This is a genomic window from Zunongwangia sp. SCSIO 43204 (assembly GCF_019904275.1).
GTDB classification, from domain to species: Bacteria; Bacteroidota; Bacteroidia; order Flavobacteriales; family Flavobacteriaceae; genus Zunongwangia; species Zunongwangia mangrovi.
The window spans coordinates 3,113,107-3,127,330 of record NZ_CP063204.1 but is presented as its reverse complement, the minus strand read 5'-3'; the positions used below and the strand labels follow the sequence as shown (position 1 = coordinate 3,127,330).

Annotated in this window: 12 protein-coding genes and 1 pseudogene; 6 read left to right on the top strand and 7 right to left on the bottom strand. The window is 35.0% G+C overall.

The window, feature by feature from the left end:
• Positions 1 to 27: 27 nt before the first annotated feature.
• The gene (locus tag INR75_RS13930) at positions 28 to 1,701 is read right to left on the bottom strand and encodes a M1 family metallopeptidase (protein WP_223089251.1); all 1,674 of its coding nucleotides are present in this window, start codon (positions 1,699 to 1,701) and stop codon (positions 28 to 30) included.
• 225 nt (positions 1,702 to 1,926) lie between these two features.
• Between INR75_RS13930 and INR75_RS13925 the strand changes: the two genes are divergently transcribed.
• Entirely contained in the window at positions 1,927 to 2,958 is a 1,032-nt protein-coding gene (locus INR75_RS13925; protein WP_223089250.1) for a S9 family peptidase, read from the top strand.
• 51 nt (positions 2,959 to 3,009) lie between these two features.
• On the opposite strand, the gene INR75_RS13920 is transcribed toward INR75_RS13925, so the two are convergent.
• From INR75_RS13920 to INR75_RS13910, 3 genes are read right to left on the bottom strand one after another with little or no spacing between them, the layout of a single operon-like run.
• Positions 3,010 to 3,489 carry a ubiquinol-cytochrome c reductase iron-sulfur subunit gene (locus tag INR75_RS13920; RefSeq protein ID WP_223089249.1) on the bottom strand — a complete coding sequence of 160 codons (480 nt, stop codon included), beginning with the start codon at positions 3,487 to 3,489 and terminating at the stop codon, positions 3,010 to 3,012.
• A gap of 12 nt (positions 3,490 to 3,501) precedes the next feature.
• Positions 3,502 to 4,395, bottom strand: a complete 894-nt coding sequence (locus tag INR75_RS13915; RefSeq protein WP_223089248.1) for a DUF5777 family beta-barrel protein — start codon at positions 4,393 to 4,395, stop codon at positions 3,502 to 3,504.
• Positions 4,392 to 4,988, bottom strand: coding sequence for a YceI family protein (locus INR75_RS13910; RefSeq protein ID WP_223089247.1), 597 nt, complete (start codon positions 4,986 to 4,988; stop codon positions 4,392 to 4,394). The genes INR75_RS13915 and INR75_RS13910 overlap by 4 nt, the downstream gene beginning before the upstream one ends.
• Positions 4,989 to 5,656: 668 nt before the next feature.
• On the opposite strand from INR75_RS13910, the gene INR75_RS13905 reads away from it, so the two are divergent.
• Together INR75_RS13905 and INR75_RS13900 are read left to right on the top strand one after the other, a co-directional pair.
• Positions 5,657 to 6,004: a zinc ribbon domain-containing protein gene (locus tag INR75_RS13905; RefSeq protein WP_223089246.1), complete on the top strand. Its 348-nt coding sequence runs from the start codon at positions 5,657 to 5,659 to the stop codon at positions 6,002 to 6,004.
• Between the two features lie 64 nt (positions 6,005 to 6,068).
• Complete coding sequence (locus INR75_RS13900) at positions 6,069 to 6,665, top strand: hypothetical protein (RefSeq protein ID WP_223089245.1); 597 nt, start codon at positions 6,069 to 6,071, stop codon at positions 6,663 to 6,665.
• Positions 6,666 to 6,699: 34 nt separating this feature from the next.
• Here the strand turns inward: INR75_RS13900 and INR75_RS13895 are convergent.
• Positions 6,700 to 7,936, bottom strand: a pseudogene (locus INR75_RS13895) (IS3 family transposase).
• A 212-nt stretch (positions 7,937 to 8,148) separates the two neighbouring features.
• Between INR75_RS13895 and INR75_RS13890 the strand changes: the two are divergent.
• Positions 8,149 to 8,871 (top strand): TlpA disulfide reductase family protein, encoded by a 723-nt coding sequence (locus tag INR75_RS13890; protein WP_223089244.1) that lies wholly within the window; start codon positions 8,149 to 8,151, stop codon positions 8,869 to 8,871.
• Between the two features lie 121 nt (positions 8,872 to 8,992).
• Here INR75_RS13890 and INR75_RS13885 read toward each other — a convergent pair whose 3' ends face one another.
• Together INR75_RS13885 and INR75_RS13880 are read right to left on the bottom strand one after the other, a co-directional pair.
• Entirely contained in the window at positions 8,993 to 11,308 is a 2,316-nt protein-coding gene (locus tag INR75_RS13885; protein ID WP_223089243.1) for a glycoside hydrolase family 3 N-terminal domain-containing protein, read from the bottom strand.
• 213 nt (positions 11,309 to 11,521) lie between these two features.
• A complete protein-coding gene (locus INR75_RS13880; protein WP_223089242.1) occupies positions 11,522 to 12,025 on the bottom strand; it encodes a hypothetical protein in 504 nt (167 codons plus the stop codon).
• A 149-nt stretch (positions 12,026 to 12,174) separates the two neighbouring features.
• Here INR75_RS13880 and INR75_RS13875 point away from each other — a divergent pair, with 149 nt between their 5' ends.
• Together INR75_RS13875 and INR75_RS13870 are read left to right on the top strand one after the other, a co-directional pair.
• Positions 12,175 to 13,014, top strand: coding sequence for a metallophosphoesterase (locus tag INR75_RS13875; protein ID WP_223089241.1), 840 nt, complete (start codon positions 12,175 to 12,177; stop codon positions 13,012 to 13,014).
• Position 13,015: 1 nt separating this feature from the next.
• On the top strand, positions 13,016 to 14,218 hold the full coding sequence (locus INR75_RS13870) for a DUF418 domain-containing protein (protein ID WP_223089240.1): 1,203 nt from the start codon (positions 13,016 to 13,018) through the stop codon (positions 14,216 to 14,218).
• Positions 14,219 to 14,224: the final 6 nt, after the last annotated feature.

Below are 14,224 nucleotides of genomic sequence, written 5' to 3'. Positions count from 1 at the left end.
TATTTTTTGAGGCAAACCTCTAAATATTTAATCTTTGCTTTTAAGTAATTCTACATCAACATAATACATATGCTCTATCCTCCAGGGTGTAAATAAATACTGATTTTTATGCTGAATATCTACACTTTGCCATTCTGCTGAAGGGATGATCTTTATTTTTTCTTCGCTGCCTTTTAGCACCAATGGTAAATTGAAACCATCAACAATATTGGTATATTTATAAAACATCTTGCTGTTTGGCGCATCGATGTACAACTGAAGTTTCGGAATTTTAGTGGTGGTTAAATATTGCTCGAAAACCTTCGAATAATCGTATCCCGCTTTATCTGAAATATATTCCTGAATTTCTGAACCGTCTACCGTTTTATTATGAAAGGTCATATTTAAACCGGTTAGAATATTCTTGAACAATTTATCATCGTCCATACTGTGACGAATGGTATGCAACATATTTCCACCTTTTGGATACATATCGCCACTACCCTGTGCATTTACGCCATAAGCCGGAATTACCGGTTTATCATTTTGGATACCGCTTCTAATTCCGTAGTTATAATCGTTTGCAGCTTCTTCGCCATACACATAATCCAAGAATAGGGTTTCGCTGTAATTGGTAAAACTCTCGTGAATATACATATCGGCCAGATCGTTAGTGGTGATGTTATTTCCAAACCACTCGTGCCCACTCTCGTGAATAATGATAAAATCCCAGGTTAATCCAAGTCCGGTTTCAGATCCATCTCTACCACGATATCCACCGGCGTACCAGTTTCCGTAAGAAACATTAGATTGATGTTCCATCCCGGTATGCTCTGTCTCCACCAATTTGTAGCCATCTTCATAAAATGGGTAAGGTCCAAACCAATATTCAAAAGCATCCAAAAGATTATGAACTTCTGGCGGCATATAATCTTTAGCTTTCTCTAAATTATAATCCAATACCCAATAATCAAGATCTAAATCCCCTTTTATACCTGTATACACTTCAGAGAAATTTTTATAATGCCCTATATAAGGTATAATTGTATAATTACTAATAGGATTTTCTACGCCCCATTTATAAGAAATCGTTCCGTCTTTATGTTCAGTTTTAGCTAACATTCGGCCATTTGCAACCGCCATTAATTCTTTTGGAACTCGCATCGTTAAAGAGGCTCCGCGATCTGGCTCGTCACTTTGGTGATCTTTGTTAGGATACCAGATAGAAGCACCAAGTCCCTGGCAGGTCACCGTCATCCACGGTCTTCCTTTTTTATCTTTGGTGAACGTCCAACCACCATCCCATGGCGCACGAATCGCTTCGTGTGGTTTTCCACTAAAATATATTTTTACTTCATGCTCAGATTCGATATTTTGAGGCTCTGTTTTTACAAAGTACACATCGCCTTCTCTACTAAAACTTAAAGATTGTTTTTTGTCGTAGATAATACTATCGATCACTAAAGGTTGCTGAAGATCGATCTGCATTACATCTGGATGATTAGCCGCTACCACTTTATAGGTGATATTGTTAAAGCCTGAAGTATATTTTTTATCAAAATCTGGTGTTACTGAAATATCGTAACGCATCACATCCCACCAGGCTCTTTCAGGAGTTATACTTCCTCTAAGAGTATCGGCATGAGTAAATTGGGTTTCCTGAGCTTTTAAAGAAAGTGCCGTAAAAATCAATAAAATCAGGAAATATAATTTTCTATTCATAAGTATAAGCAGAGAGTTTAGCGTAAAGTTGTAAAATATTTGTGCAATAACCAACGAAAACAGTATTTATGGTTAATATAGTATAAGTTAAAGTTAAAATAAAAGAACAACTAAACTGAGACTAAATACTTACGGGCTTATAAAATCATTTGGTAGCTACAATTAGCCAGCGATTGTAACAATTTGAAGACCTCACCGTCCAATTTTTATAAATCATCGATCATCATGAAAATCTTCAAACGTATCTTCTTAGTACTAGGAACCTTATTTATTATCGTCTTTTTGTTTTTCGGTTTTAAATTTGGCGGAACGCTTTACAAGAAGTATCAATTTGAAAAAGGATTATCTAATACGGCTTTCGACACTAGCTTTAGTGAAGCTGATTATAAAGAAGCTAAAAATCTAGAAAACGGAGATATCTTATCGAAAAAGCAATTTGAAATTTCAGAGATTCCTCCCATTTGGGAACGAGTTTCGAAAGACGATAAATTGCTGAAGGAATTTGACTATTTAAAAGAAGTGAATTTCTACCAGATCGTTTATAAAAGTGATTCGTTGTTAATAAACGGTTTTATTGCTGAACCTAAAAAGAAAGGAAAGTTTCCTGTAATTATCGTCAACAGAGGTGGAAACAAAGAAGAAGGCGTTTCTTCTCAAAGCAAAGGTTTTTATCCTCTTCTTCAATTTTCGAATTTAGTGAAAGAAGGTTATGTTTTAGTCGCCAGCTGCTACAGGGAAAATGATGAATTTGGCGGAAAAGACATCAATGATGTTCTTTATTTAACCCAAACAGTTAAGAAGATCGAAAAAGCCGATACCAATAGAATTGGGATGATCGGTTGGTCACGAGGCGGGATGATGACTTACTTAGCGCTTAAGTATTCTAAAGACATCAAAACTGCAATTGTTGGAAACGGACCTTCAGATCTTTTTCCATTAATCGAAGAACGCCCTGAAATGGAAAGCAGAGTTTGTGCAAAATTAATCCCTAATTATGAAGAAAATAAAACTTCAGAATTAAAGAAACGTTCCGTTTATTATTGGCCTGAAGAATTAGATAAAAATGCCAGTCTTTTAATTTTATACGGAACCAGAGACGAGCAGGTAAATCCTAACCAGGCTAAAAAAATTGCTCAGAAATTATCTAATATCGATTATGATTTTCAGCTAAAAGAATTTGATACAGATCATAGTTTCTCAGACAAGAAACAAGAATTACAGAAGCTTATGACCAAATGGTTTGATGATCGATTATAAGTCTATAATGTAGGGATATCTTACTTAATGCCTGAGCGTACTACTTTTCTATTATTTAGTCGCCACAAGGCTTGTTCCATCTACATCAAGATCGTAAATAACAAGATCGCGGGTACTACCGCTGCTTCCTTGTGGTCCTCTAATGGTATCACCATCATTTTCGTACCTGGCAAAATGTAATTGACATTCGATATATCCCTCGTCCGCTACGTAAACTAATTGCCCACCCTGATGAGGACATACTGCCTCAGTCGCTACAAAATCTGAAGGATCATTGCCGTTTCCTATTCTAATAAATAGAATTCCGCTTTGTGATTTTTGATCCCCAATTTCTGGAATATCATTTAAAGAAATGGAAACAGTATCTTCACCACCAGGATTTCCGCCACCATTACTGCCTCCATTATCTCCGCCATTATTTATATTTTCCATTCCGTCGTCACCGCTGCTGCATGAAGCCAAAACACATGCACCTGCACAGGTAAATAATACGCCCTGCCCTACTCTAAAAATAAATTGCTTACGTTTCATAATTTTAGATTTTTAGTTATTCTTTTTCTTACCAAGAGAGAAGTTTCTAGAGATAGCAAACCCAAATCTTACTCCGCCATCTGTCCAGCTTTTAGAAGTATTAGGAATAAAATTATTAGCTATGATATATTGGGAGCTCTGAAAGTTTAGGCTAAACACATGCCCGCCGGTTTCAAACTCGATGCCTATTCCTAAAGGATTATAAAGCTCTTCGTTGGCTTCTCGTCCTAAACCTTCAACCAAGGTATAATCTACCAGTAGGGAAATCCTTTTGAAAAGTTTGAGTCGGCCTCCCATACTTAAAGCAAAAAGATTGTTTTGGTCTTCAGTAGAAAGAAGTTGAGCATCTGGACGCATTAATAGCCCCGGACTAAGCATTAAGGATAATCCCGGAGAAAACTTTTTGGTGATCACTGCCTGAAAGAAATTAGAGATTCGGTCACTTTCCTGGCTAAATTCGTTGTTCGAGAATTCTTCTCGTGTGATCCATGCTAATTGATCGAAGAGTGTCACCGAAACTGGCATTTTATCGCTTTGCCTTAAAAGTTTGTATTTTATTAATCCGTTATAAGTTTCATTGTATTTACTACGACCAATCCCAACAGTTAAATGATCTGTAATTCCGTAATCGAAACCTATATAAAGATCTGTGGCAACATCTAAACCGTAAAGTGTGCTAGACCCACCAAACTCGCCCCCAATATCACCAAAGCGATGTGCGATCCAAAAATTAAGATCTTTAGCGTTTTGCGTTTCATTAGTTTGCGATAATACCAGCCAGGTACTTTTGTAGGTCGCTTCAACTTCAAAATTATTTCCTTCGGAAAGCTGATTCATCATTTCGTCCATATCCTGGGCGAAAAGACTTAACTGAAATAGTACAATGCAGAAAGTAATTTTTTTCATAATTCTTTTGGTTTTAGAGGGATTACAAGACTTACTTCTATTTCTTCAGCAATATTTTTCCATAGAATCTTTGGGATCTTTATATCGTGATCTTTACATGCTATTTTAAAGTTAGATTGCAATTGAAGATTCCCACTATTTAGTTCGACTAGCTTTGCGATTACCGTTCTTTCCTTTTTTACGCCATGCAAATCCAAAACACCTTTTATGCTGAATTCTTTTTTCTGAAGTTTAAAAAGACCTTTAAAATCTACAATCTCACCTTTAAAATTGGCGCTGGGATATTTGTCACTTTCAACATAGTTTTCGTTGAAGTGTTCTTGCATTAGTGCTTTTTCAAACTCAAAGGATCGTAAAAAAACTTTGATGGCTATTTCTCCATTTTCAGAATCTATAAGCGCTATAACCGAATTTGAGCTTGCTTCGATATTCTCTATAGGTGCTTCTGAAAAAAATGTGACTTTCCCCGATTTGGATTGTAAGAACTGCGCTTGGCTTTGGAAAGAATTCAGAATAATACAAGCACAAATAATCTTTAGCAGAAATGAAATTCTTAAAAATTTGTCCTTACCAAATACAGCTCTAAAGATCATTCCGTAACTATTATTAAAATCGAAATATTGGTTGTCGATTTTTTAATATTTACGCACTAAAAACTTATTTGGTTTTATTTATATCAATTTTTTAATGTTTTAAATAGTTATTTATAAATAAAAAAGAATTTTAAATGATAATAAATAAAAGGCATCCTTAATCATTCTACTAAGAGTCAGTTCATGAGCTTAAATAATAAAAATCAGACTCTTATGTAACAAATCTTAGCTTTTTGCGTCAGATAAATAACTAATTAAAAAATTATGGAAAACACATTTTTAATTTTCATCATTGGCTTTTTTGTAGGACTATTTGTGCTTTTCAAAATCTTTAAAAAGAAAGAATAAAGATCTAAATTGCATAAGCTTTTCCAGATAACAAATTCGTATCATCAAGCCTTTAAACTAGATCGATACAATTGAATAAGATTCTACTTTGTAAGAAATTTGAAGCTTTTATAGATATTTTTTCAGAATGGATTTTTTGTGTCTTAAGGCTTAACAAGTAAACTTACTCTGGACGTGCTCACTAAGATTGGTTGGAAACTAATTTATAATTTCGAAGCAAGCCCCGGTGTACTATATCCTTTTGCGATACAAATAAAAATGTGAACCCTATGTAACGAATTTCAGTTATTTGCGTCATATAAATAATCAATCAAGAAATTATGGATTATCAAACCAAAAAATGTCCCTATTGTGCTGAAACCATTAAATCTGAAGCGATAAAATGCTGGCATTGTGGTGAGCGTTTTGATAGCAGCCAAAACTATTCTTCACAACAGGCTCAGGCACCTGTAACCGTTATTAATAATTACCCAAAATGGAATGCAGGTTTGGCCATTTTACTTAGTGTATTTTTTCCTGGCGTTGGGCATATTTATAAAGGTGAAGTAGCTGCAGGAATTTTGTGGCTAATATTCGTTACTATTGGTTACATTTTATTTATTATCCCTGGTCTTGTTCTACACCTAATCTGCATCATTACTGCAGCCAGCGGTGATCCTTATAAATAAGGGTTTATAATTAAGCAGCACACAGTTTCAAAGAAAAACCTATCCAAAACCATCAAATTTCAGAATGAAAAATATTTATTTTTTCTTCCTACTACTACTTGCTTTATTCAGCTGTCAATCGAACAAAAGTGAACCAAAAACGATAAATCTGGAAGTTTCAAATTACGATGAAAATTTTGCGCTATTATTGCAGTATACATCAGATTTATCTCTAAACTCCAAATTAGATTCCATAAAAATACCGTCTGAAGAAAAGATTAGCTTAGAAAAAGAACTTCTCGCGAATGCAAATTCAATTTTAAAATTTAAAGATGATGATCAATTTACTTTAACATTTTCCAAATATATAAATCAGCCTATTTCTATAAAATTAGATCTGCAAAAACCCGATTCTATAATTGTTGAAGGAAAACAGGCAAAATTTATCGAATATCAATTAGATCAAACTAAATATTGGTATAAAATATATTATGATTTCGATGAAAAATATTCTGGTCTCATGAAACTCGATAGCAAAGATTTTTTCTTAATTCAAGATTCCATAACGCAACTGAGATTACAGTTTTTAGATGATTATTTTAAAGACGCTGATCTTGAAAATCAAAAAGATTTTGTTGAGCTAGAAAGAAACAAGCTTATATATGTAAATTTATATGATTGAGTCGTCCTAAAATAGGTTGACAGTTTTTAAAAGTTTAAATCAATCCCGTGAAGCTAGCTTCACGGGATTTTTTGTTGTGTATAAAATTAGGTGTTTTGTAGCTAAGGCTTAGATGTGGTCTATGATTGTTATATGTTTTTATTGACTGTTGAACCAGCAGGCTGAGTTCTTTACCTGTATTGCATTTGTTTATCAAGAACTCTCCCTTTAATATCCCGTTAATTCGTTCTGCTAACGCATTTTGATAGCAGTCATACCCATCTGTCATTGAAGGTATAGCATTTGATCGCTTCAATTGAGTTTGATACAACGAGGAGCAATACTGCAAGCCTGTGTCAGAATGGTGTATTACCTCGCTTAATGTAGTTCTTCTTTTATTAGCCATTTTCATTGCTTTAACTACATTCTCTGCACTCATATCATCACTTAGGTGGTAGCCCATTATTTTTCTGCTAAAGGCATCTGTCACCAAGGAAAGATAGTGAGTTCTTTCTCTACTCTTGATGTAAGTAATATCGCTTACAAAGTATTGCTCCGGTCTTACGGGCGTAACATCTTTCATCAGGTTAGGGTGTTTTTTTAGCCAATGCCTAGAATCTGTTGTCTTTGTGTAATTCTTTTTTGGTTTTATAAGCATTGATTCTGACTTGAGATAATCAAATAGCGCATCCCTGCCTATTTTGACTCCGATCCTTTCAAATTCAACCTTGAGCAAATAATACAGTTTACGAGTACCCAGCCTTGGCATTTGCCGGCGCACCCTTAAAATCAGTGGTTTTATCAAGTCAAGTTCATCAGCTCTTATATTTTTTCGCTTTTCTGCTTGATAGACAGCCTGTCTGCTTATCCCAAACAATCTGCAACAACGTGACAGGCTTAGTCGGTGTTCTTGCCGGATTCGTTGGATTGATTGGGCAAATGCTTTTTTCGAATAGAAGTTCCATATTGTTGATCTGGATATCGATCATCGTGTTGAGAATCTTATTCTTAAGCTTCTCATCTGATAGCTCTTTTTCTAGCCTCTTGATCTTTTGAGCAGGTGTTTCTTTCATTGTGTTACAGGTAAGTCTTGACTTTGGTTTATTCCAGTCTAAGGTACCGTGTCTGCGTAACCAAACCAAAACAGTACTCCTGCCTTGGATACCATAAGCTTTTTGGGCTTGTTTATAAGTCATTTCGCCCTTTTCTACCTGAGATACAACGGCCAATTTAAAGCCTAAATTGTAATCACGCTGAGTACGTTTCTTCCCAGATCTTTCTGTATGTTTCATAAATAAGTCGAATTTGTGTCAACTTATTTCAGGACGAGACAGATAAAGTAAATACAGCGTCTCCAGAATTTATAAAAAGGCTTGATATTTATGGTGATTCGCTTTCAGATAAACCAATAACCTATTCAGAACATATAGATTTTTCAAATCCTATTTTATTTGAAAGCGAATATTACAACAGGTTTATCTACGAGTTTATTAAAATGGATATCATGCTAACCAACCCAGATACAAAAATAACCTACAATTTCTTACTTAATAATGGCTTTCCAATAATAGATAAATGGTTTATTGATGCTGAAACCAATGCTATAGAAAAAACTATTTTCTTAAATACTATAATTAGAGATGCTAAGATTTCTAATGTAGAGATTGATGTTGAAGCTTTTAGGAATAAAATAGATGAGCTAGAAAAAAGTGAGTATTCTAAAGATTATGTTTCGATTTTAGATAAAAACTTAGATGATTTAGTTGAAATTTTCTCTAAAGTAGCTGTTGGAAAAAGAGCTTCAGATTTCAGTTTAACAGATGAAAATGGTAAAATCTATAAGCTTTCTGAAATGTCTAATAAAACGATTGTTATTGATGTTTGGGCAAGTTGGTGCGCTCCATGTATTGCATCTTTCCCTAAATGGAATGCATTAGCCGAAAAGTATAAGGATAATAAAAACTTCGAATTTTTGACGGTTTCTATAGACAAGAAAACAGAATTATGGAAAAACGGACTCGAAAAACATCAATTAGAAGGTATAAAATTATATGCAGGAGAGAAGGCTTTTGATAGTGATTTTGCGGTTAATTATAATATTTCCGCAATTCCTTGTTACATCGTAATAGATGCAAATGGAGAAATTGCTTTATTAAATGCAAATTTTAAAGAGCTAGAAAAGTACGCAGAAAATCATCAGGTAAATAATTTAACATTTTTAAAGTAAAGGACTTCGGAGTATTATACCCTTTCGCGGTGCCAATAAAAAAACCCTGAAAATTGAATTTCAGGGCTCTTTCGTTCTCTAAGTTATTTTGGGATAGCTTAAATCTTTATATTTTTTCAGGTTATTCTTTTTTGAATCGCTCTGTTCTTTTATCCTTTATCACTCCGTTCCAATCTAAACCGAAACCGAAATCATACGTATTTCCTTCTGAATCCTGATAAAGGATCATATCGAAAGGCACATCTTCCTGTTGTGCTTCAACTGTTTCCATATTTGCCGGCATTTGCAATGGCAATAACCCTGAAGGCTCTGCATTTCCTGAAACAATATCCATAACCGCCTGCGTTGAAACTCCGAAGTTGAGTACAATACCATCAACTAGATTTTCAAATTCAGCAAAAATCATTGGTTTATCTGTTGTTACCGAAACGATCACAGGTTTATCCCCCATCAACATTTTGGTATCTTCAATCGTTCTTAAATCCATAATATTCGAAGCTGTTGAAGATTTTCCTTTATAGGAGCGATCTTTAATTTCAGGATCGATCACAGGATCTCCGGCCGCTATACTATGTTCTCTAGCCGTTGTAGCAGTATAAGTTTCATATTGAAGAGAAATTGGTACGTATCCATTTCCACCATTTTGCCGATCTGTTTCACTGTAACCTGCTTCTTTAGACTGCGGATTTCTTACAAAAACCATCGCAAAATCTGCTTCAGCAGCATTATCGGTTACCTTGTAATATTTCTTGATCAATTCCAGATCTACCGGATATTCGAATTTCGCCGGAGTAGGAATTCCCCACCAGTCTGTCGAAACCGGTGTATAGATCTTCGGGATATAAACAGTTTTCTTTTCCTTGATTGGTAAAGCTGCTTCTTTATTTTTAAGCACTACCACAGATTTTACCTGTGCTTCATAACCCGCTTTCATAAATTCAGCATTACCAACTATTTCTTTGGTTTTTTCAGTATCTAAATAAGGATTTTCGAATAATCCTGTTCTAAAGATGTTTTTAAGTAATCTTACAGCAGAACGCTCAAAACGCGCACGCATAAAGTCTTCACCAAATTCTTCTACACCCATTTGATAAGCCTCTAAAACAGGGCCTTTTTCATTATTCCCACCAAACTGATCTACACCAGCCATTAGTACTTTATAATGTCTTTCAGCAACACTCATTGCTTCCGTTCCCCAGGGTTTCCCGGCAAAAGTTCCCGGTGTTTCCCCTTCATCGGCAGTGATTAACCAATCGGTACACACCACACCATCATAACCATATTTATCGCGAAGCAGTTCAGTAATTATATATTTACTAAAACCATTACCAACATTTTCATTGTAAATATCATCACGATCAAAACTAATCGTGTAATAAGGCATTACCGCCGCTGCTTTTTTGGTTCCGCCATCTAATTTAAAAGCACCTTCTGTAAAGGGTTTGATGTGATCTTTAAAATTATCACCAGGATAAACTGCAAATTTTCCCATCGCCCAGTGTCCATCTCGCCCACCTTCTTCAGGACCACCACCAGGCCAGTGTTTCACCATCGCATTTACACTTTCGTAACCCCATCCATCATTGATCTCGGCTTCTTTACCAGAGGTTTGAAAACCTTCAACATAGGCTTTCCCCATTGCTTTTACCAATTCTGGAGATTCGCTAAAAACATAAGCGATGCGATACCATCGAGGTTCGGTTGCTAAATCTATTTGTGGTGAAAGTGCTGTAGTAATTCCTAAAGCACGATATTCTTTAGCGGCCATTTCCCCAAATTGCTTCACCAATGCTGGATCGAAAGTTGCGCCCATTGCCAAACCATCTGGCCATAGAGAAATCGTCCCTCCTGCCCCGGCATTAAATTCTGAAGTTACCGTAGCGGTATTTCTAGGATCTGAACTATTATTTGCAGGAATTCCCAAACCTAAACCTTCTACATAAGCCTGGACGTTGTTATTCCATTTTGCGGCAACTTCAGGAGATTGTACCGCGGTTAATAGTACGTGACGAAGATCGTCTTCTTTTAAAAATTTCTTTTGCTGATCTGATATTCCTGAAGCTTTTGCTCCGCTTTCAGAAAAAGGCTTTTCATTATAAGTCCCGGCGCCAAAACCAACTTCGCCTGACGGAAGCGATTGATGCTGACTATACAACATTAAACCTGCAATTTGTTCTACAGACATTTTAGAAGCCAGATCTTTTGCGCGCTCTTCTACCGGAAGTCTCCAATCTTCATAAGGATCTAGTTTTCCGTTTTGATTAAGGTCTTTAAAGAAATGGCCGTCAAATTCTAAGATCTTAACTCCAGATTCTTTGCTGTAGCCAAGTTTTGGTCCGTTATCATTAGTAATATAATCCATATTTGTTTGCGCTGAAGCTTGAAGGCTAAGCAGGCAAACCGAAAGTTTTAGGAAATTAGGAATATACTTTTTCATATCACTCTTCATTTTACACTTCGCATTCGAAAACAAAAGCTAAATGTTTAACAATGAAGCAATGGTAAATCTAAAAAATGAATTTTGCAACTAACTTTTAATATTTAATAAAAATTGATGCTGAAATTAGATAATATCGCAACTAACCTAGATCAAGATTAGGATAAAATCAATGATAAGCTGTTTGTAGAAATGAAATAGGATTGTCCTTCACTATTCTATGGTTTGCACCTGGAAATCGGCTTCGTAAGAAATCTCACGAATCTCATCATTTCCAAGTTCCACATTCACATCTATATGCACATGATAAAGAGTCGAATTTAAACGTTCTCCAGATATCACTCCGTTCTCAATCGGGATAGCAACACGAGAAATCCATGCACTAACCGGCTTGAAATGCGCTTTTATTTCTGAAAGTTCTTCATCTTCATAACTAAACTCGTCGATTTCAGGATCAATTTGAAAAATCCCATTTTCTCCATATTCATCGTCTGCAATATGATCACACTGAGCACCAATAAATGAATAAATAAATACAAGATCTTCCCCATCCTCTATAGCGTACTGCACAGGATCTGATTCTGAAACAGCGATGGAGCTATTTTCTAGGAAAAAACCAACATTCATTTCTGGATCGCAATCTTCGTTGCCGTTATCATCATCATTACTACAGGATAAAAAGCTAAGTAATAAAAATAAAATGTATAGTTTTTTCATTTGTTTATATTTACTGAATAATAGAAATTGAATGACTCATCCTCTTCTGAAATCGTTTATTCTTTAGATGTTATTTGTTCTAAAAGGTTGCGTAAAAAAGCATTCATTTTAATTATAAAAATTGCCATTATGAGCTTAAAATAATTTACATGAACCGAAAAAAGTTTTTAAAAGGATTAGCGGTGCTGGGCGGAATTTCTGCAATTCCCGGAATCTACGCCTGGCAGGTAGAGCCTTTTTGGTTAGAATTTGTAAAGCATAAAATGCCCGTAAAAAATTTACCTAAACATCTAAATGGCAAAACTTTGATGCAAATAAGTGATGTGCATATTGGTGACTTTTTCGACTTCCAGTACATTATTGATTCATTTTTAGAAGCGCAGGCGTTTCATCCAGATTTTGTAGTCTACACCGGTGATTTTGTAACTTATCATGAACCAAAGAATCTAGAACAACTGGCTGAAGTTATTCCGCATTTCCCTACCGGAAAATTTGGAAGTGTAGGGATTTTAGGAAATCATGATTACGGTATTGAATATAAGGAAGAACATGTTGCGCAAAATATCATCGATCAATTAGAATCTCGAAATATTAAAATTCTGCGGAATGAATCTCACCAGATCGAAGGTCTTAACTTTTTGGGAATCGATGATTATTGGGGAATTAATTTTAATCCAGAAGAAGCCACAAAACAATATGACCCAGAAATAGCGAATATCGCCTTATGTCACAATCCAGATGTTTGCGATCTAAATGTTTGGAATAATTATAAAGGTTGGATATTAAGTGGGCATACCCACGGCGGGCAATGTAAACCACCATTTTTAAGAGCTCCTATTTTACCGGTAGAAAATAAGCGCTACGATGCGGGAATTATCGATCTCTACGATGGTAGAATGCTTTACATTAATCGTGCTTTAGGCTGTTTGCGACAAATGCGTTTTAATGTACGCCCAGAAATTACCATTTTCGAACTGGAATCGGTTTAACATGGAAAAACCAAACCTAAGTCCGGTTAAAACATCGCACAGAATCGAAATTCTTGATATATGGAGAGGTTTTGCGGTGTTTGGGATTTTTATGGTGAACATCGAGATCATGAATTCCGTTTTTATGAATCAAGATCTGTATTACGAGGAAATGATAGGTCCTCTTGATTCTATAATTATACGACTTTCGCAGCTGTTTTTTTACAACAAATTCTTTCCCATTTTTTCCTTTTTGTTCGGGTTAGGAATTGCCATGCAGCTCGAAAAACTAAAATTAAAGAAAAAAAGCCGTTCTTTTATCCTTAAACGTATGCTTATTTTGTTCATTATTGGCATACTTCATATTACATTAATTTGGGGTGGCGATGTGATACATCTTTATGCGATTTTGGGTGTTTTAATAAGCATTTTATACAAGCTTTACAGTAGGTGTTTATTACTTTTAGCCTGTTATTTTTTGTTATTTCCTTTTTATGATATTGTTGCTGAATATATCTTTTCCTGGATAGGTTTCTCTCCTGAAAATATTTTGAAAACCTATAATTATGATACTGTAACTGAAGTTTTAAGAAATGGAAGTTATACTGAAGCCTTAAAATTTAGAATCCTGGAATATTTCTCTAATGTGCAGGTTCTATTTGTTTTCTTAGCACCAATGGCGTTCGCTATGATGCTTTTAGGTGCATCTTTCGTACGATCTGGAAAACTTTTAAAACTAAAAGACTTTATTCTAAAAAGTAAAAAACCCTTTATTTGGATAGCGATCCTTACCAATGTATACCGATTAATTTTCCTCTTTATTTTACCGAATTTCGATATTTATCGGGACGATTTTTTTGGCCCTGTTTGGCTAAAATTAATGATGGTCTGCGATACATTGTTTGGTTTATTTTATATGTGGTTTATTGCTTGGTTATGGTTTTTTGGTAAACTTACCAGAGTTTTAAAACCATTAGCATCGGTGGGAAAAATGGCACTTAGCAATTACATTCTTCAAAGTTTAATTGGCGTGATCATTTTTAACGGAATTGGATTTTCGATGTATCAAAAACTGAATCTTGTTCAATGCTTTTTTACCGCCATTGGTGTTTTTATATTTCAATTGATCTTAAGCAAAATTTGGCTTCAACATTTTAAATTTGGTCCGTTGGAATGGTGCTGGCGGTGTCTTAGCTACGGAAAAATATTCAGCATCAAAAAATAAAAATCA